This is a genomic window from Bradyrhizobium sp. USDA 4011 (assembly GCF_054063415.1).
Genome location: NZ_JBSSGG010000001.1, coordinates 1,070,526 through 1,089,411 on the forward strand (window position 1 = coordinate 1,070,526; position 18,886 = coordinate 1,089,411).

Annotated in this window: 13 protein-coding genes; 5 read left to right on the top strand and 8 right to left on the bottom strand. The window is 64.3% G+C overall.

Annotation, left to right across the window (positions count from 1 at the left end; translation table 11 throughout):
* Window positions 1-78: 78 nt before the first annotated feature.
* The 3 genes from ACVW1C_RS05180 (at window position 79) to ACVW1C_RS05190 (ending at window position 4,701) form a co-directional block, all read left to right on the top strand.
* Window positions 79-2,205, top strand: a complete 2,127-nt coding sequence (locus ACVW1C_RS05180; RefSeq protein WP_456757474.1) for a type I secretion system permease/ATPase — start codon at window positions 79-81, stop codon at window positions 2,203-2,205.
* 12 nt (window positions 2,206-2,217) lie between these two features.
* Window positions 2,218-3,468 carry an HlyD family type I secretion periplasmic adaptor subunit gene (locus ACVW1C_RS05185; protein WP_456757475.1) on the top strand — a complete coding sequence of 417 codons (1,251 nt, stop codon included), beginning with the start codon at window positions 2,218-2,220 and terminating at the stop codon, window positions 3,466-3,468.
* Window positions 3,469-3,687: 219 nt separating this feature from the next.
* Window positions 3,688-4,701, top strand: a complete 1,014-nt coding sequence (locus tag ACVW1C_RS05190) for a transglutaminase-like cysteine peptidase (RefSeq protein WP_456757476.1) — start codon at window positions 3,688-3,690, stop codon at window positions 4,699-4,701.
* A 97-nt stretch (window positions 4,702-4,798) separates the two neighbouring features.
* Here the strand turns inward: ACVW1C_RS05190 and ACVW1C_RS05195 are convergent, their stop codons facing one another.
* Entirely contained in the window at window positions 4,799-11,032 is a 6,234-nt protein-coding gene (locus ACVW1C_RS05195; protein ID WP_456757477.1) for a DUF5801 repeats-in-toxin domain-containing protein, read from the bottom strand.
* A gap of 237 nt (window positions 11,033-11,269) precedes the next feature.
* Between ACVW1C_RS05195 and ACVW1C_RS05200 the strand changes: the two genes are divergently transcribed.
* On the top strand, window positions 11,270-11,713 hold the full coding sequence (locus ACVW1C_RS05200) for a hypothetical protein (RefSeq protein WP_456757478.1): 444 nt from the start codon (window positions 11,270-11,272) through the stop codon (window positions 11,711-11,713).
* Between the two features lie 80 nt (window positions 11,714-11,793).
* Here the strand turns inward: ACVW1C_RS05200 and ACVW1C_RS05205 are convergent, their stop codons facing one another.
* Complete coding sequence (locus tag ACVW1C_RS05205; RefSeq protein ID WP_456757479.1) at window positions 11,794-12,351, bottom strand: DUF3617 domain-containing protein; 558 nt, start codon at window positions 12,349-12,351, stop codon at window positions 11,794-11,796.
* 282 nt (window positions 12,352-12,633) lie between these two features.
* A complete protein-coding gene (locus tag ACVW1C_RS05210) occupies window positions 12,634-13,218 on the bottom strand; it encodes a hypothetical protein (RefSeq protein WP_456757480.1) in 585 nt (194 codons plus the stop codon).
* 248 nt (window positions 13,219-13,466) lie between these two features.
* Between ACVW1C_RS05210 and ACVW1C_RS05215 the strand changes: the two genes are divergently transcribed.
* Window positions 13,467-13,841, top strand: a complete 375-nt coding sequence (locus tag ACVW1C_RS05215; protein ID WP_456757481.1) for a hypothetical protein — start codon at window positions 13,467-13,469, stop codon at window positions 13,839-13,841.
* A gap of 179 nt (window positions 13,842-14,020) precedes the next feature.
* Here the strand turns inward: ACVW1C_RS05215 and ACVW1C_RS05220 are convergent, their stop codons facing one another.
* The 5 genes from ACVW1C_RS05220 to ACVW1C_RS05240 form a co-directional block, all read right to left on the bottom strand.
* Window positions 14,021-14,281 (bottom strand): hypothetical protein, encoded by a 261-nt coding sequence (locus ACVW1C_RS05220; protein WP_456757482.1) that lies wholly within the window; start codon window positions 14,279-14,281, stop codon window positions 14,021-14,023.
* Window positions 14,282-14,379: 98 nt separating this feature from the next.
* The gene (locus ACVW1C_RS05225; RefSeq protein ID WP_456757483.1) at window positions 14,380-15,150 is read right to left on the bottom strand and encodes an SDR family NAD(P)-dependent oxidoreductase; all 771 of its coding nucleotides are present in this window, start codon (window positions 15,148-15,150) and stop codon (window positions 14,380-14,382) included.
* A 53-nt stretch (window positions 15,151-15,203) separates the two neighbouring features.
* Window positions 15,204-16,001 carry an SDR family NAD(P)-dependent oxidoreductase gene (locus tag ACVW1C_RS05230; RefSeq protein ID WP_456757484.1) on the bottom strand — a complete coding sequence of 266 codons (798 nt, stop codon included), beginning with the start codon at window positions 15,999-16,001 and terminating at the stop codon, window positions 15,204-15,206.
* Window positions 16,001-17,389 (bottom strand): transaminase, encoded by a 1,389-nt coding sequence (locus ACVW1C_RS05235; RefSeq protein ID WP_456757485.1) that lies wholly within the window; start codon window positions 17,387-17,389, stop codon window positions 16,001-16,003. Before ACVW1C_RS05235 ends, ACVW1C_RS05230 begins: the two co-directional genes overlap by 1 nt.
* A complete protein-coding gene (locus ACVW1C_RS05240) occupies window positions 17,386-18,870 on the bottom strand; it encodes an aldehyde dehydrogenase (RefSeq protein WP_456757486.1) in 1,485 nt (494 codons plus the stop codon). The genes ACVW1C_RS05235 and ACVW1C_RS05240 overlap by 4 nt, the downstream gene beginning before the upstream one ends.
* Window positions 18,871-18,886: the final 16 nt, after the last annotated feature.

Here is an 18,886-nt window from a genome sequence, read left to right on the forward strand (position 1 = left end):
CCGTCGGATGACCCAACTTCAAAACCTGCCGCGACAAGTCGGCCGCGCGCGCTCGGCGACGATCCCCTCACCGCAACGTTGACTTATCTCGCGGCTTATCATGGCCGCGCCGTCAGCCGCGAAGCGCTGCTCGGCGGACTTCCGATCACGGACGGACGCCTGTCCGTTTCGCTCTATGACCGTGCAGCCAGACGCGCGGGTCTGGAGACCGAGGCCGTCAAGCGCGACATCTCGGACATTCCCGCGCTGGTCTTGCCGGCCGTCCTCATCATGAAGAACGGCTCCGCGCTCATCCTTCTCGGCGTGGACCCGGCGAACAAGGCCATCAAGTTCGTTGATCCGGCGACGCCGAACGCCCCGCGCATCGCTCAAGTTGCTTCGATCGCGGCGGACTATACCGGCTACGCATTCTTGGTGAGAAGCGCCGCGCAGGCCGATGCGCGCGCCGTTGCCGCGGGAGACATTCCCAAGAACCACTGGTTCTGGTCGGTGGTGAAGACGCACTGGCGCAGCTACGGACACATCGCGATCGCCGCCTTTCTGACCAACATCCTCGCGCTGGCGACGCCGCTGTTCACGATGAGCGTCTATGACCGCGTCATCCCCAACGGAGCGATTCCCTCCCTGATCGCGCTTTCGATCGGCATGGGGCTCGGCATCCTCTTCGATTTCATCTTCCGCATGGTCCGCAGCCGCATGATCGACGTGACCGGCAAGACCATCGACGTCGTGCTCGCCGCCAACATCTTCGAGCATGTGATGTCCGTGAAGATGGCGCAGCGGCCGACCTCGGTCGGCATCATCGCCAATCAGCTCCGGGACTTCGACTCGGTGCGCGAGTTCTTTACGTCCGGAAGCGTGGTTTCGGCGACTGACCTGCTGTTCGCCATCCTGTTTGTCGGCGTGCTGTTCATCATCGCCGGACCGCTGGCCTGGATCCCGCTGATCATGCTGCCGCTCGTCATGCTGATCGGATTCCTCCTGCAACGCCCGCTCGATCGCGCCATGAAGCGCCTGCAGGCCGAATCCGCGGCCCGGCACGGCGTGCTGGTCGAATCCCTGTCCAGTCTGGAAACCGTCCGCGCGACCGGCGCCGAGGCCCGCATGCAGACCTTGTGGGAACGTTCGGTCGCAGCGACCGCCCGCTCGGGTGAGGACGTTCATTTCTGGTCGTCGATGTCGTTGACGAGCGCGAGCACGGCCCAGCAGATCACCAGCCTGCTCCTCGTCATCGTCGGCATTTTCCTGATCCTCGACGGCAAGCTGAGCGTCGGCGCGCTGGTCGCCGCAAACATGCTCGCCGGCCGCATTCTGGCGCCGATCGCCGGCATCGCCTCCGTGATCACCAAGGGAACCCAGACGCTAACGGCCCTCAAGGCGATCGACCGCATCATGTCGATGGAGCGGGAACGATCACCGACCCGATCCTATGTCGCAAGGCGGATCGACGATGGCAAGGTCGCCTTCGAGAACGTGTCGTTCGCCTACCCCAACGCGCCGGGCAACGCGCTCGAAAAGGTCAGCTTCAAGATCGAGGGCGGAGAAAAAGTCGGCATCATCGGCCGGGTCGGATCCGGCAAGACCACGGTCGGCAGGCTGCTGCTCGGATTTTACGAGCCGAAGGAAGGCCGTATCATGGTCGATGGCGTGGACTCGCGCCAATACGATCCTTCGGACCTGCGCGCCGGCATCGGCTTTGCGATGCAGGATACCGACCTGTTCTTCGGCAAGCTGCGCGACAACATCGCGCTTGGCAAACCGGAAGCAACTGACGAAGAGGTCCTGCTTGCCGCACGGCTCTCGGGCGTCGAGAGCTTCATCGCCGGCCACCCGATGGGCTATGACATGCCCATCTCGGAAGGCGGCCGCAGCCTGTCGGGCGGCCAGAAGCAGGCGATCGGGCTCGCCCGCGTTTTGATCCGCAAGCCGCGCGTGCTCTTCCTCGATGAGCCGACCGCGCACTTCGATATTCGCAGCGAGCAGGAGTTCCTTGAACGCCTCAAGGGACTCCGTGACGAGCGCATGACCATCATCATTTCGACCCATCGCCTGTCATTGCTGAACATGGTCGATCGCCTGCTGCTGTTCGACAACGGCCGCCTAGTTGCCGACGGCCCGCGCGACAAGGTGCTCGCCCTGCTGCAGGGAAAACCCGCGTCCACGGCTCCGGCGCCCGAGAATACGATCCAGCCGAAATCTGCATAACGAGAAAATATTATGGCGTCTTCCGACTTTGCATTTGCAAATGACATCCGGTCCGCGGCGCTGCTGCGCACACCCCGCACCTCTCGCATGCTGCTGTGGACGTCCTGCGCGCTGCTCGCGACGTTCGTGACCTGGGCGCACTTTGCCGTGCTCGACGAGGTCAAGCGCGGCAGCGGGCGCGTCGTGCCGTCGCGGCAGATGCAGGTGGTTCAGTCGCTCGAGGGGGGAATCGTTGGCGACATCCTCGTCCGAGAAGGCGACATCGTTCAGCAGGGCCAGTCCCTGATGCGCATCGACGACACGAAATTCGCCTCCGAGTTCGGCGAAATCCGCGAGCGCCGCGCGGCGATGGCGGCGCGGGTGGCCCGCCTCGAGGCCGAGGCGCGGGGACGAAGCGAGATCACGTTTCCGGATGAGGTCGACAAGGTGGTTCCCGCCGCCGTCGCGACCGAGGCCAGCGTGTTCAAGATGCGAGGTCAGAAGGTCGCGCAGGACATCGACGTCCTCAATCAGCAGGTCACTCGCCTCACCGGCTCCCTCAAGCTCCTGGAACGCGAGCAGACCCTGACGCGCAGGCTCTATGATCAGAAGGTCGTGCCCGAGATCGAGATGCTGCGGCTTGACCGGCAGGCCACCGACATGAAAGGACAGCTGGCGGAGGCGCAATCGAAGATCGCGAACATCACGATGTCCTTCCGCTCGCAGGCCGATGAGGACCTCGCTAAATCGCGTGGCGACCTCGCCGTCCTCGACGAGAACATCAAGTCCGCCCAGGACCGAGTGCGCCGCACCGACCTGAAGGCGCCGGTCCACGGCATCGTCAACAAACTGAACGTCAGCACCATCGGCGCCGTCGTGGCGCCCGGCGCTAACCTGATGGATATCGTGCCTCTGGACGACACCCTGCTGGTCGAAGGCCGGATTCGTCCCCAGGACATCGCCTTTATCCGTCCCGACCAGGACGCGGTGGTGAAGATCAGCGCCTATGATTCCTCGGTCTATGGATCGCTGAAGGGCAAGGTCGAGCGCATCAGCGCCGATACGATCGTCGACGACAAGGCGGAGAAGACCGAACGTCAGGAGACCTTCTACCGGGTCATGGTGCGCACCGATAAGAACCACCTCGGCAGCGAGCAGCATCCGCTGCCGATCATCCCGGGAATGGTAACCACGGTCGAGGTCCTGACCGGCGAGAAGTCCGTGCTGGACTACATCGTGAAGCCCGCTCGCCTGCTGCGCGACGAGGCCCTGCGCGAACGCTGATCGGGGCTGCGGAGTGCGTGGTTAACCGATCATGACCTGCGGTCGTTCAATTTCGAACGAACCGGCAAACCCTGGATTGACCGCCTTTCCGACAATCCAGGAGCAGCCCCCTCCACTTAACTCTGCTTAAGCGGCCAAGGCGGCAGTCTGCGTCCCGATAACAGCGGGGACGCAGATCGACGCACAGACGTTGACGGTCCCCGACATTGGGGACGTCATATGAAGTCGCTGAAGATTGCTTCGTCGGCGGTCATCGCCGTGGCTGCATTTTCAATAAGTCTTTGCGCCGTGTCATCCGCGTTTGCCGCGGACGAACTTTCTCTCGGCGATCCCGCCGGCCAGCTCGCGCCGACTTCGGATGCCGCATCGAACCGCCCGCCTGCCACCTTCTTCACCATCACCGACATGCTCGCCAAGCTCGACCGGCAGCGCGGCCGTGGTCCGAACGCCATTCGCACCGCCGCGCTCGCGCCGCTGAATACGGCGACCGACGCACTTCCCGCGGCGAAGCCGCTCCCGCCCGTTGGCGCCGAGCCGTTCGGCCTGTTCACGTTCCGTGCACCGGAAAACGGCCTGTGGCGCAAATGGCGCGGCCTCGAATCCGATCTCGCAAGGGAGCAGACCGTCCTCGAGCATTGCCGGGAGAACGCCGCCGGTTGCCCGCCCAATGCCGCGCAATTCCTTCGCCTGATCAATGCGGTCAAATCCAGATCCGGACGCGACCGGTTGGACGAGGCCAACCGCGCCGTCAACCAGGCGATCCGCTATGTCAGCGACTTCGCCCAGCACGGCGAGCCCGACCGCTGGACTGCTCCGCTCGCCACCTTCGCGACCGGCAAGGGCGATTGCGAGGACTACGCGATCGCAAAATACATCGCGCTCAGCGAAGCCGGCTTCCCGCGCGAGGAGCTGCGCCTGGTGCTCGGCCGCGATCGCGCCATCCGCCAGGATCATGCCGTGCTGGCGGCGCGGCTGGATGGCCATTGGCTGATCCTGGACAGCCGCCGCTCCGAGCTGATCGACGACGGCGAACTCGACAACTTCACGCCGATGTTTGCGATCAACGAGCACGGCGTCCAGCTGTTTGCGGCGCCCTACGCCAAGCGGCTTCCGTTTGGCGACGAACTCGACGCGGCGCCGGCGGCCGCCAATGCGGCGGACGCCGAATGGACCGGTGTTGGAGCGCTTGACGCGGCAAGCCCCCTCACCGGTTTCTTGCCCATGCTGATGTGATGGCGCGCAAGCAACGCAAAATTCAATCAAGTGACAATCCAAAAGACAAAGTCCGCGGAGTGGTCTCCGCGGATTTCGTTTTTGCTGCGAGCGTTGCCTAGAAAATATGAATGTTCGCGGCCGCCGGAACGCCGGTGCTCAGATGCGCTAGGTCCACCTTGTCGGATCCGGCGCCATTTGCGGAGTACCAGAGCTCATGCGTCGCATTGTTGAAGAAGAACTTGTTCGTGCTTCCACTTTCATTCCAGGCGCTCGCGTTATTCTCAGTCCCCCCCGTGACTGCCGATGACGTAAACTGGTTCGCCGTAAGAGGATTTGAAGTGCCCGCTGGGAGACTTAGACCGGCCACGTCGAGAAGGACCAAGTCACCGCTGTTGAAATCACTAATGGTAAAGTGGGCTGCAAGATTGAGAACGAACTTGTCGTCCCCACCATTACCAGTGAGCGTTTCATTGGTCACCCCGGCAACAATGACATCATTGCAGGCGGTCCCCGAAAGAGTCGTCCCGCCGTTCACATTTACATCGAATGAGCCGGTAGCGACATCTCCGTCGCCGTCCTTGACGCCCACAGTGAAGGGGACGTCGGTTGCGCCGTTGTTGACGAGTTCGGTTATCCCGGCCAGCAGTATCTTGGATTTGCCGGAGACATCGTACAGTTCGACGTAGTCGATATTCCCATGCCCGGTCGCCGTAAGAGTGTTCCCATCGGTGGCCGAATTGTAGACGTGGGAGGTCACCGTGCCGTCGTCACTGTGCACGACATAGTCGATGATTGTCGAACCGCCGATGGCCCTGACCGTGAATGAAATCTGATTCCCGGTCCCTACGGCCGATGCGCCGGGCGCGTGGCCGTACGTCCAGGTATCGCCATTGCTGTTATCGCCTACCGCCCCAAGATCAAAGCGCATGAAATCGCCTTGATTGAAGTTGTTGTTGTGGACGCCCAAGCCCGACGAACTCGCGTTGATGGTGTCCTGGGTGAGCTTCGCGCTCGTCAGCGTATCGTGCGTTTCGCCAAACCAGCTCGCCGCATTAAACGATCCGGTCGTGTGGTAGCCCGTCAATGTGACTACAGCATTGCCGCTCGTGTCCGACAAGACCGCATAAGTAGCCGGACCAGCACCATGTACGGCACCAGAGGTATTGATGGACTGTGTTGAATATGAATCCAGCGTATGGAGCAGGTAGAACGAGTAAGTCGATGTTGTCGGGTCAAGCGCCACCTTGAAGACGTCCGCCCCATTGGCAACACCGTGGAGGACGCCACCTGCATCCACATATTCCGAGACCGCATATCCACCCGCTTGGATCGTCGTTGCAGTAGGGTGTAGCGGATCCAGGGATACGCCCGTGAAATAGAGTGATCCCAAGCCATCTGCGCCAGTTGTGAATTGCAGATCTCCAATTACGCTGATGCCCGCCACATTGGCAATCACTCCATGCTCTGCCGACGCCCAGGCCGGACCGTCGTCGTGGAAGGTGACATGGGTGCTGAGGTCGAGTTTCTGGCTGGCGCTGTCGCCGTCCCTGTCGGTCACCGTCGCCGTCAGCGTCACCAGACCGCCGGTCAGGCTGATGCCTTCACCAGTGTCGGGGCTCGACGCCGTGTTCTCGTGCACCGCACGGTCCTGCGTCAGGGTCACGTCGCCGGTCGCGGTGTTGACCGACAGCGTGAACACCAGCCAGGCCGCGTCCCCTTCATGGCCGGTCACGTAACCCGACACCGTGTTGCCGCTCTGGTCGAGCACCACGCCAAGGCCGGAGGCGCTGTCGACCAAATTGGTCGCGGTGCCGTTGGCTGCGATGCTCAGCGCGTAGGCCGTGGTCGCGCCATCGGCGCCGGTCACCACCGTGAACGCGCCGGCGAAGCTCTCCTTGTCGAGCGCATGGCCCTGGGTCGGCACCGCATCCGGTGTCGAGCCGTTGATGCCGGCATTGGTCGCCGCCGACAGATAGGCCTCGTAGCTGTTCAATGAGTTGACCGTCCCGCTCAGCGCGATCGACGGCCCGTCGTCGTGGAACGTGACGTGGGTGCTGAGGTCGAGCTTCTGGCTGGCGCTGTCACCGTCCTTGTCGGTCACCGTCGCCGTCAGCGTCACCAGACCGCTGGTCAGGCTGATGCCTTCGCCGGTGTCCGGGCTCGACGCGGTGTTCTCGTGCACCGCACGATCCTGCGTCAGCGTCACGTCGCCGGTCGCGGTGTTGACCGACAGCGTGAACACCAGCCACGCAGCCTGGCCCTCATGGCCGGTCACATAACCCGACACCGTATTGCCGCTCTGGTCGAGCACCACGGCAAGGCCGGAGGCGCTGTCGACCAAATTGGTCGCGGTGCCGTTGGCCGCGATGCTCAGCGCATAGGCCGTGGTTGCATTGTCGGCGCCGGTCACCACCGTGAACGCGCCGGCAAAGCTCTCGGTGTCCAGCGCATGGCCCTGGGTCGGCACCGCATCCGGGGTCGAGCCGTTGATGCCGGCATTGGTCGCCGCCGACAGATAGGCCTCGTAGCTGTTCAATGAGTTGACCGTCCCGCTCAGCGCGATCGACGGCCCGTCGTCGTGGAAGGTGACATGGGTGCTGAGGTCGAGCTTCTGGCTGGCGCTGTCACCGTCCCTGTCGGTCACCGTCGCCGTCAGCGTCACCAGACCGCCGGTCAGGCTGATGCCTTCGCCGGTGTCCGGGCTCGACGCGGTGTTCTCGTGCACCGCACGGTCCTGCGTCAGCGTCACGTCGCCGGTCGCGGTGTTGACCGTCAGCGTGAACACCAGCCACGCAGCCTGGCCCTCATGGCCGGTCACATAACCCGACACCGTATTGCCGCTCTGGTCGAGCACCACGGCAAGACCGGAGGCGCTGTCGACCAAATTGGTCGCGGTGCCATTGGCTGCGATGCTCAGCGCATAGGCCGTGGTCGCGCCATCGGCGCCGGTCACCACCGTGAACGCGCCGGCGAAGCTCTCCTTGTCCAGCGCATGGCCCTGGGTCGGTACCGCATCCGGGGTCGAGCCGTTGATGCCGGCGTTGGTCGAAGCCGACAGATAGGCCTCGTAGGTGTTCAATGAGTTGACCGTCCCGCTCAGCGCGATCGACGGCCCGTCGTCGTGGAAGGTGACATGGGTGCTGAGGTCGAGCTTCTGGCTGGCGCTGTCACCGTCCCTGTCGGTCACCGTCGCCGTCAGCGTCACCAGACCGCCGGTCAGGCTGATGCCTTCGCCGGTGTCCGGGCTCGACGCGGTGTTCTCGTGCACCGCACGGTCCTGCGTCAGCGTCACGTCGCCGGTCGCGGTGTTGACCGTCAGCGTGAACACCAGCCACGCAGCCTGGCCCTCATGGCCGGTCACATAACCCGACACCGTATTGCCGCTCTGGTCCAGCACCACGGCAAGACCGGAGGCGCTGTCGATCAGGTTGGTCGCGGTGCCATTGGCGGCAATGCTCAGCGCATAGGCCGTGGTTGCGCCATCGGCACCGGTCACGACCGTGAACGCGCCGGCGAAGCTCTCCTTGTCGAGCGCATGGCCCTGGGTCGGCAGCGCATCCGGGGTCGAGCCGTTGATGCCGGCGTTGGTCGCCGCCGACAGATAGGCCTCGTAGCTGTTCAATGAGTTGACCGTTCCGCTCAGCGCGATCGACGGCCCGTCGTCGTGGAAGGTGACATGGGTGCTGAGGTCGAGCTTCTGGCTGGCGCTGTCACCGTCCTTGTCGGTCACCGTCGCCGTCAGCGTCACCAGACCGCCGGTCAGGCTGATGCCTTCGCCGGTGTCGGGGCTCGAGGCGGTGTTCTCGTGCACCGCACGATCCTGCATCAGCGTCACATCGCCGGTCGCGGTGTTGACCGACAGCGTGAACACCAGCCAGGCCGCGTCACCTTCATGGCCGGTCACATAGCCCGACACCGTGTTGCCGCTCTGGTCGAGCACCACGGCAAGACCGGAGGCGCTGTCGATCAGGTTGGTCGCGGTGCCATTGGCGGCAATGCTCAGCGCATAGGCCGTGGTTGCGCCATCGGCACCGGTCACGACCGTGAACGCGCCGGCGAAGCTCTCCTTGTCGAGCGCATGGCCCTGGGTCGGCAGCGCATCCGGGGTCGAGCCGTTGATGCCGGCATTGGTCGCCGCCGACAGATAGGCCTCGTAGCTGTTCAATGAGTTGACCGTTCCGCTCAGCGCGATCGACGGCCCGTCGTCGTGGAACGTGACGTGGGTGCTGAGGTCGAGCTTCTGGCTGGCGCTGTCACCGTCCTTGTCGGTCACCGTCGCCGTCAGCGTCACCAGACCGCTGGTCAGGCTGATGCCTTCGCCGGTGTCCGGGCTCGACGCGGTGTTCTCGTGCACCGCACGATCCTGCGTCAGCGTCACGTCGCCGGTCGCGGTGTTGACCGTCAGCGTGAACACCAGCCACGCAGCCTGGCCCTCATGGCCGGTCACATAACCCGACACCGTATTGCCGCTCTGGTCGAGCACCACGGCAAGGCCGGAGGCGCTGTCGACCAAATTGGTCGCGGTGCCGTTGGCCGCGATGCTCAGCGCATAGGCCGTGGTTGCATTGTCGGCGCCGGTCACCACCGTGAACGCGCCGGCAAAGCTCTCGGTGTCCAGCGCATGGCCCTGGGTCGGCGCCGCATCCGGGGTCGAGCCGTTGATGCCGGCATTGGTCGCCGCCGACAGATAGGCCTCGTAGCTGTTCAATGAGTTGACCGTCCCGCTCAGCGCGATCGACGGCCCGTCGTCGTGGAAGGTGACATGGGTGCTGAGGTCGAGCTTCTGGCTGGCGCTGTCACCGTCCCTGTCGGTCACCGTCGCCGTCAGCGTCACCAGACCGCCGGTCAGGCTGATGCCTTCGCCGGTGTCCGGGCTCGACGCGGTGTTCTCGTGCACCGCACGGTCCTGCGTCAGCGTCACGTCGCCGGTCGCGGTGTTGACCGTCAGCGTGAACACCAGCCACGCAGCCTGGCCCTCATGGCCGGTCACATAACCCGACACCGTATTGCCGCTCTGGTCGAGCACCACGGCAAGGCCGGAGGCGCTGTCGACCAAATTGGTCGCGGTGCCGTTGGCTGCGATGCTCAGCGCGTAGGCCGTGGTCGCGCCATCGGCGCCGGTCACTACCGTGAACGCGCCGGCGAAGCTCTCCTTGTCCAGCGCATGGCCTTGCGTCGGCGACGCATCCGGGGTCGAGCCGTTGATGCCGGCATTGGTCGCCGCCGACAGATAGGCCTCGTACGTGTTCAGCGAAGCAATCGTCCCGCTCAGCGCGATCGCCGGGCCGTCGTCCAGGAACGTCAGGTGCGGACCGACATCGGCGGTCGCGGTTCCCGTCTGGTTGAGGTTATCGGTCACCGTCGCAGTCAGCGTGACCATCCCGGACGGCAGATGCACGCCTTCGTTGATGTCACCGCCCGCCTCGCCGGTCCCCTCGTGCATCGAGCGCAGATCGGTAAGTGTGATATGGCCAGTTGCGTCCACGGAGATCGTGAAGTCAGCGAGGCCGTTCTGACCTCCTTCCCTGCCAACGACCTGTCCGTTCTCGATGAACAGGAACACGTGATTGCCGGTCTGTGAATCGATCAGACCGGAGTCGACGCCTTGCGCGCTGATCGACAGCGCAAAGGTCAGCGACTTCTCACCACCGGGCACGGTGATCGAGAACGGCATCAGTCCCGTCGCCACGGTCGATCCCGCGGGTCCCAGTCCCGAGCCGGCGATACCGTTGGTCGCAACGGTCAGGAAGCTCTCGTCCACCGCCAGGTCTGGCGCGGTGCCGAGGGAAACAGTGGGTGCGGCAGGCGTAGTTGCCTGTGGGAGAGTGGTGCCTGTCGGCCCCGGCGTCGTGATATCCGGCAGTCCCTCCGGCCCAGCCAGTACGTTGGTGGGCACCGGGTCCAGCGGATCGACCACGAATGGATTGAAATTCGCACCGCTCGCCTGCGCGTTGCCGTTCGAGTTGCCGCCATTGTCGGCCGCCGGCAACACGGAGGAGTCCGTGCTGATCGGAAACAGGCTTGCAAACTCTTGCACCGAGACGTCGCGACCGGGCGCCATCTCGATTGTGACGTTGCTCTGTCCATCCGCGCGAGAGTCGAAGAACGGCTCAACCGTGACGGTCGACTGGTTGTCGAACAGGATGATCAGCTTTTCGCCGATATGAACCAGCGTGATCTTCTCGTTCGCGATCGACGAGAAGTCGACCTTCGCTTTCTGGTCGTATCCAAGACTGACGACCACTGCCTGATCGGTCAGTGGCTTCGTCAGCTTGTAAATTCGTACGGGAGCCGAATTGGTGGAATTGCCGGTGCCGGTAGCCTGAGCGACCTGAAACGAACCCTGCATTATCAGCCCCGCAAAATGCGATTAGAGGAAAAATTGTAGAAAAATCTAATTTTAGGCTATTGTTAACCCTCCCTCCGGTCAAGAAATGTATTTGGTTAATCAATGCTTTCCCTGCGAGTGTGGTAAAGATCGAACAGGTCGCAGCCGCAAGAACAACAGCTTAGTTGTTTCAGCTCGGCCGAAAGGCGGTCTGTCCGCGCGGGCGAGTTGCACGTTGCCGGTGATTTGGAGTGGTCGATGCGGGTGATTCGTCAGGGATGCGCCGCGGTTCTCCTTTGGAGTGCGATCGACGCGGCATCAGCACAAACCCCGACGCCAGCGCCGGTCCCGCCGGAGACCACCGTCGAACGCCAGGTTCGGACGCTGGCCAACCGGGACACCCAAATCGGCATTTATCTCAATGTGCTGCCTGACTGCACGTCGGGGCCCCTGCCAACCATCCGTCTGGTCAGTCCACCCACTGCCGGAAAGGTCGTGGTGAAGTCAGCGAAGGCCAAGGCCACCAATTACAAGGCCTGCCTGGCGCTCGAGGTGCCCGCCTATGTCGCCTTCTACAAGGCGCCGCCCGAATTCCTCGGCGACGACGCCTTGACCATCGAGGTCAAGTATCAGGGCGGCCGCACCGAGATTCAGAAGATCACCGTCAAGGTGAGCGGGCCAGGCAACCAGCAAAAGATCTGACGGCGCCGCCAGCGCTCTTGATTGCCCGCCCTTCCAGGATCCGCATCGGCAGCCAGGCGTTGCGGGGCCTGAGCACCGACTTAGAGCGGCTCGCCTTCAGCCGTTTCCTGCTCGACGTCGTGCGAGACCTCGCTCGGTGCACCGGCAGGCTGGCCAAGCGATGCCCGGTCCTCGTGGCAATCACTGATCCGGCGGGCGACCACTCGGTCCATCCGCGGCGCCTGGCCGTGGACTTCGTTGACCTCGGTATAGGCCTCGTCGCTCAGCACCGTGATGACGGTGCTGACCGGCCCCATGTAGTCGCACCGGTTGGAGAAGACGTACCTGTTGCTGATCTTCTCAGGCCTTGAAGAATGGCAATTTCCGATCGATGGCGATGAAAACGTCGCCTTCATCGCCTGGGTCGGGTCGACGCAGCGCGTCATTTCGCGCTCGAGCAGCTTTTGCCGGACGTTCGAGGGCGAGACCATTTCCAGCGTCCGCGTGAATCGCCACATCCCCTTTCGGAAGGTCGGCCCGCTGAAGCTCTCCTCAGCCGCCGCGCCGCGGGAAGCGAGCAAGGACACGGCAAGGGCTGCCACGACGCCAAGCGTGCATGCGAAGACCTTCGACTGCCCGAAGCCCTCACGCGAAGTCATTCGTTGAATCCTTATCGGCTGCACGATGCGCATCGCGTGACTTCACTTGAAGCACGCCCCACCTCACTTCATTCCAGAACACTTCGCGTTAAGGTCGAGTAAACACTCGTCCTTTTGGTTGGAGTTCTGCGCAGTCAAGACTCGACCCGGCGCGAAGCACGATCAAGGCCGGCTGCGGAAGACCCTCTCCGAAAAAAAGGGTCCGGCCGCCGGCGGGAACCGGGCCTGGGCCGCAGCCTCCGAGGAGCCTGATGCTGGCAAGCTGCCTTGGCTGATCAAGCGCTATTGCTGCAATCGCGCCGCAGCGGAGGATTTCGCGGTGTTGGCAACGCCGCCATCGTCGCAGTCGCCGATCCGCGTCGCGACCACCGTGTCGGTCCTGGGATGCTCGCCGGTGCTGACCTCGTTCAGCTCGGTATAGGCCTCGTCGCTGCGCACCGTGATCACGGTGCTGACCGCGCCCATGTAATCGCATCGGTGCCCGAAGGTGTACTGATTGCCGACCTTTTCAGGCTTGTCCGAGACGCAGCTTCCGACCGGTTCTGGTGAGAAGGTAGCCTTCATGGCGAAGGTCGGGTCGACGCAGCGCGTCGTTTCCGCGTTGACCACCCGGTACTTGAAATTCTTGTTCGCGCTTTTGACGACGTCGAGCGTCCGGATGAAGCGCCACAAGCCCTTGCGAAAGCTCGGGCCGGAGAACGATTGATCGCCCTGAGCAGGCTGAGCCGCCGCCGCCCGGCCGCTCACCGGTTGAGGAGATGGCGTCTGCGCGTGAGCCGCAGGGACGATCATCAAGGTCAGTAGCGAACCTGCAATGGCACCACGGAAGTTCATTCCTACCCCCGATGTCGCCGCGAAACGACGCAAATACCCTTCACCACTTGCAGGCCAATTGTGGCCAGTAAAGACACGTTGCCGCAGCCGGACAGTCTTCGACTGAATTCCGTTCCACTGAAGCAAACGCGCAACACCTAATGCCGAATCCCCAAGTGATTGACGCGATACGCCGCGCTGCACCGGGTGGAGCGGTTTGACCTTGGAGGTTTTTTTTGCTCATTTAGCGCGAGATATTTTTTGCTCAATTACTTTGCCTATCGTTGGACGAGGGGGCACTGATGCGTATTCGGATTTGCTACATGGTCGCGGGCATGCTGGCCTTGGGCGCAACGTTATCAGGCGCTTCCCGGCCGGCGGCGGCCGCGGACCTCGGCCTGATCACGAAAGCACCGGCCGGCACCTGCACCGAGATCGTCTTCACCTGCGAGAATGGCCATCAGTATCCGCTGTGCCCGCGCGCCGTGTCGGTCGAGGGCGAAGTGGTCACCGCCTCGCTGCTGACCGGTCATTCCGGCGGCGTGCGTGTGCGGCTGGTGCCAATGGGAGTCGGATATCGCTATGCCGGTCACGGCATCTGGCTGGACGGCTTCCGCGAAAACGCGCTCCTCAACTTCGGCAAGCACCACCAGGTGGCCTGCGCCATCGCGCACTGATCAAAGCCTGATCCGGAAAACCGCGAAGCGGCCTTCCCTCGCGACAAGCGCTCCGCGCTTGCGCGGAGCGCGTGCCAAACAAGACGGTCAAGCGCGACAGCAATTCGGCCCGGTCTACTGCGCGCTCCGCGCCACACCGACTGGGGTGACACGAAGCAAGTCATGAAGCCGGCCGCCCCTCACCCCTTGGTGCGGAGCACGACGCGCGACGCGCGCGAAAACATATACGCCTTCGGATAGACGTAGACCGGGCAGTAGTCCTGCCACTGATATTGCTGCCAATTCCATTTCCAGCAGCCCGATTCGATCTGAGGCTCCTGCACGTAGTCCAGCCGGTACGGCGGATCACCAAACGGATAGTCGCCGCATCGCGCCGCCGTCGATGACAGAACGACGATCGAAGCGGCCGCGGCAATGATCACAGAAAATGACTTGTCCATAACGCCCCTCGATCGAATGACGTGACGACGCGAGAGTGCCAAATCCGCCGATCCTTATCAAGGTGCCGGCCGCCCGCGCCGCGACGCCAACCGGCCGTCTACACGGCGCGGTTTTGCGTCGGCGAGCGGCCACCGCCGTCGGCGACCAGCACCGCACCGGTCACGAAGGACGCCTCGTCGGAAGCGAGGAATAGGCAGCATGCCGCGATCTCGGCGGGCTCGGCCATCCGTCCCAATGCGATCCGTCGCTCGACGCCGCGAAATTCGGTCTCGGCGGTGGTGCCATTCTGGTCCGCGAGCAACTGCATTTCATAAGCGCTCATCGGCGTCCGCACCCAGCCGGGCGCGACGGCATTGGCGCGAATGCCGTCGGCGCCGTGGGCGTAGGCCAGCGAACGCGTATAGGCGACGACGGCCGCCTTGCTGGCGGCGTAGCTTGTGCTGTCCGGACTGGCATTGAACGCGGCAACCGAGGCGATGTTGACGATCGCGCCGCCGCGCTGCCGGAGCAGCGGCAGGGATGCCCGGCAGACCCGCATGGTCCCCGTGAGGTTGACATCAAGCGTCCTGGCCCAGACCTCATCGGAGACGCTTGCAGGCTGATCCGGCACGATCAAGCCGGCGGCGTTGACGACGATGTCGAGCCAGGCGCCGCAGGCGGCGACAGCATTGGCAATGTCGTCCGCACGCGTGACGTCGCCATGGACCGCCTGCCCGCCGCACTCCGCCGCGACGGCCTGAAGCTCGGCGTCGCCGAGCCCGAACAGCACGACGCGCGCACCGCTCAATGCCAGCAGTGAAGCCGTGGCCCGGCCGATCCCTGTGGCCGCGCCGGCGACCAGCGCGGTCTTTCCGTCGAGCCGCGGCATCAGAGCATGATCCGGAAGAGTGGAAACCGGTGTTCCGAAAGGATCATGCTCATCTAGAGCCCCCACTGCCGTTCGACGGCAAATCCGGTCTCCGGTAGCGTCGAGCCGCCGTCGACGACGATGGTCTGCCCGGTGACATATTTGGCCTCAGTGGAGGCGAGATAGAGCATCGCGCAGGCGATGTCGTCCGCGCTCCCCATATGCCCCATCGGGATGAAGCGCTCGAGCTTCGCCTTGTTCTCCGGCGCGCTCATGGTGCCCCGGCCGGGCTTCTCGATGAAGCCGGCTTCGACGCCATTGACCGTGATGCCGTCGCGCGCGAGCTCGAAGGCGGCGCCGCGGATAAACGCGTTGACGCCGGCCTTCGCCGCCGAGTAATGCGCGCCGCCGCCCATCGCGACGCGTGCCGAGACCGAGGATGTCACCAGAATGCGTCCGAAGCTGATGGCACGCATATACGGAATCGCAGCCTGTGCGAGCCAGATGCTGGCGTTGAGGTTCAGCGCCAGCGTATCGTCAAGCTTGGCTTCGTCGAGTTCGTCAAGCGAGGCCCACGGACAACCACCGGCATTGTGCACGACAATATCGAGCCGGCCGAACTTGGCGGTGATATCGTCAATCATCGTACGCAAGCCGCTGCGATCGAGCCGGTCGAACGGAACGCAATGCGCGGCCCGTCCATCGTTTGCGAGCTCGCGCGCCAGCGCCTCGGCCACGTCGAGCGTCCGGTTGGCGATCACCACGGTCGCACCGGCTTGCGCGAGGCGCCTGACAACAGCCGCACCGATCCCGCGGCCGCCGCCGGTGACGATGGCGACCCGGCCGTCGAGATTGAACGGAAGCGCCGGCATCAGATTGCTCCCGCCCCGCGCAGCAAATCGATGAACTGCGCAAACACCGCGGTGTGCCTGTCGACGTCCCGCCTCGACGTCGCCGGACACATCAGCAGCATGGTGTGGAACGGCGTCACCAGAATGCCCTCGTTCATGTAGAACGCATGCAGCAGGGTCTCGAGATCGGGTTGCCGGCCGGCAATGACGTCGGCGCCGCTGCGCGGCGGCCGTGGCATGAACATGATCTCGGCACGCGCGCCGATCTGGGTGACGTGCCAGGGCAGCCCGGCCGCCTCGATCAGCCGACGCGCCTCCTGCGCGAGCCAGGTCGCGGTTTCGATCATCCGTTCGTAATTCGCTGATGTCAGGACCTTCTCCAGCACCGCGCGCATGGTCGCGACGGTCAGCGCGTTGCCGGCAAGCGTGCCGCCGAAGCCGAGATGCGCCGACTGCCGCTCGCGCGGATTGACGTGGGGAACGAGTTTCCAGAGCCGCTCGGCAATCTCCTCGCTCAGACCGAACACGCCGGCAGGGATGCCGCCCGCGATCGCCTTGCCGGCGACGAAGATGTCGGGCTCGAGCCCGTGGCCCTCCGTGTAGCCGCCCGGTCCGCACGACAGCGTATGGGTCTCGTCGATGATGAGCACGGTGCCGGCGCGGCGGGTCAGATCACGCAGGGCCTGGTGGAAACCAGGGTCGACCGGGATCATGCCGAAGTTCGTCATCAGCGGCTCGGTCAGCACACAGGCGGTATCGCCCTGCGCCAGCGCCGCCTCGAGCGCGGTGACATCGTTGAATTCGACCACCCGGCTCATGGCTTCATGATCGATGCCGTTGGGATGGATCATGTTGCGCAAGCCGACGCGGCCGTCGCGGATCTCGACATGCGCCTCCTCGACGCCACCATGATAGCAGCCGGAGAACACCAGCACCTTGCGCCGACCGGTGATCATGCGCGAGATACGGATCGCGGCGCGGTTGGCGTCGGTCGCCGACGTCGTCAGTGTCCAGTATTTCGGACCGAAGCGGCGCGACAGTTCGGCACCGACCCAGAGGCTGTCCTCCGTCGGCAGCATCATAGTCGCGCCACGCTTGAGCTGATGCAGCGCGGCTTCCGTCACCGCCTCGGGCGCGTGGCCGCACATGCCGCCGGTGTCGCCGAGGCAGAAATCGATATAGTCGCGACCGTCGATGTCCCTGATATGTGCGCCCTGCGCCTCCTCGACATAGACCGGGAAGCCGCCGGCCCAGCGCCGCATCCAGTGCGACGGACCGCCATAAAGGTAGTGCTGCCTCCCTTGCTGCCAGGCCGCCGCCGAGCGCGGATGAACTGCCCGGAAGCGCTCCTGCTCGGCATCGAGCAACCGGTTCAGAACGCCGGCGCGTTCGGCAGATGCTGATGTCATAGCGCGATCCAGGCGGTCTTGAGGTCGGTATAGGCGTCGAGGGCGTGGAGCGACTTGTCGCGTCCGAAGCCGGATTGCTTGAAACCGCCGAGCGGCACCGTGATATCGGCGCCGCCATAGGCGTTGACGTGCACGACGCCGGCCTTGATGGCGCGCACCATGCGATGCGCCGTCGACAGACTTCCGGTCCATACCGCCGATGCAAGTCCATAAGGGGTCGAATTGGCGAGCGTGACAGCATCTTCCTCGCCGTCGAACCGCGTGACCGCCAGCACCGGGCCGAACACCTCCTCGCGCCAGACCTCCATCGATGGCGTCACCTCGGTGAGGATCGCAGGCGTCATGAAGTTGCCGCCGCTCTCGACGCGGATCTGCTCGCCGCCAACCAGCCGCCTCGCGCCCTGCGCTTCGGCGCGGGCAACCGCATCCAGGTTCTTGCGCAACTGCACTCGGCTCGTGATCGCGCCGATATCCGACGTCAGATCGAGGGGATCGCCGACCCTGAGCTTTGCGGTGACGTCGAGCAGCGCATCCATGAAGCGATCATAGATCGCGGACTGCACCAGCAGCCGCGAGCCGGCGACGCAGACCTGGCCCGAATTACGGAAGACGCCGTTGGCCGAGACCTTGGCTGCATGCTTGATGTCGGGCACATCGGCGAAGACGATGTTGGGCGACTTGCCGCCAAGCTCGAGATGGACCCGCTTCAGGTTCGACCGCGCCGAGCATTCCAGCAGCCGTCGGCCGACCGCGCCCGAGCCGGTGAAGGCCAGCACATCGACATCCATATGCAGCGCGAGTGCCTCGCCGGCCGATGCGCCGCGGCCGGTGACGACGTTGAGCACGCCGTCCGGCAGGCCAGCCTCGGTCGCAAGCTCGGCAAGGCGCAGCAGGGTCAGCGATGCCAGCTCCGGCGGCTTGACCACGACCGAGTTTCCGGCGGCGAGTGCGGGACCGATCTTCCACGCCCCGATCATCAGCGGGAAATTCCAAGGCACGATGACGCCGACGACACCGAGCGGCTCGCGATGCACGAGCCCGAGCACATCACCCGAGGTCGGCGCGATCTCGCCATACACCTTGTCGATCGCCTCGGCGTAGTACCTGACGGTGCCGGCCGCCGACAGCGGCTCGGCCTTGTAGGCCATACCGATCTCGGTGCCGTTGTCGCGCACGCCGAGCACCGCGATCTCGAGCGCGTGCTGCTCGATCAGATCGGCGAACCGCAACAGCACCTTCTTGCGCTGCGCCGGCGCCGCGCGCGACCAGCTTCCCTGCTCGAAGGCCTGTCGTGCCCCCTTCACCGCAAGGTCGACATCGGCCGCATCGCCGTCTGCAATCGTCGTCAGCACCTCGCCGTCGATCGGCGACACCACATCGAGCCGAGCCTCGGCAATCGCCTGCACCGGCCGGCCGCCGATGAAGAGCTGCTGGGCCGGAATTGCGGCCGAGCGTAACAGATCGATCTGGGCTTGCTGCATGCGCGATCATCATGAC

Coding starts and splice junctions, on each gene's coding strand:
- ACVW1C_RS05230 (WP_456757484.1), bottom strand. CDS start 16,001: ATGCCGGCGCTTCCGTTCAATCTCGACGGCCGGGTCGCCATCGTCACC.
- ACVW1C_RS05235 (WP_456757485.1), bottom strand. CDS start 17,389: ATGACATCAGCATCTGCCGAACGCGCCGGCGTTCTGAACCGGTTGCTC.
- ACVW1C_RS05185 (WP_456757475.1), top strand. CDS start 2,218: ATGGCGTCTTCCGACTTTGCATTTGCAAATGACATCCGGTCCGCGGCG.
- ACVW1C_RS05205 (WP_456757479.1), bottom strand. CDS start 12,351: ATGACTTCGCGTGAGGGCTTCGGGCAGTCGAAGGTCTTCGCATGCACG.
- ACVW1C_RS05190 (WP_456757476.1), top strand. CDS start 3,688: ATGAAGTCGCTGAAGATTGCTTCGTCGGCGGTCATCGCCGTGGCTGCA.
- ACVW1C_RS05220 (WP_456757482.1), bottom strand. CDS start 14,281: ATGGACAAGTCATTTTCTGTGATCATTGCCGCGGCCGCTTCGATCGTC.
- ACVW1C_RS05195 (WP_456757477.1), bottom strand. CDS start 11,032: ATGCAGGGTTCGTTTCAGGTCGCTCAGGCTACCGGCACCGGCAATTCC.
- ACVW1C_RS05200 (WP_456757478.1), top strand. CDS start 11,270: ATGCGGGTGATTCGTCAGGGATGCGCCGCGGTTCTCCTTTGGAGTGCG.
- ACVW1C_RS05240 (WP_456757486.1), bottom strand. CDS start 18,870: ATGCAGCAAGCCCAGATCGATCTGTTACGCTCGGCCGCAATTCCGGCC.
- ACVW1C_RS05225 (WP_456757483.1), bottom strand. CDS start 15,150: ATGCCGCGGCTCGACGGAAAGACCGCGCTGGTCGCCGGCGCGGCCACA.
- ACVW1C_RS05215 (WP_456757481.1), top strand. CDS start 13,467: ATGCGTATTCGGATTTGCTACATGGTCGCGGGCATGCTGGCCTTGGGC.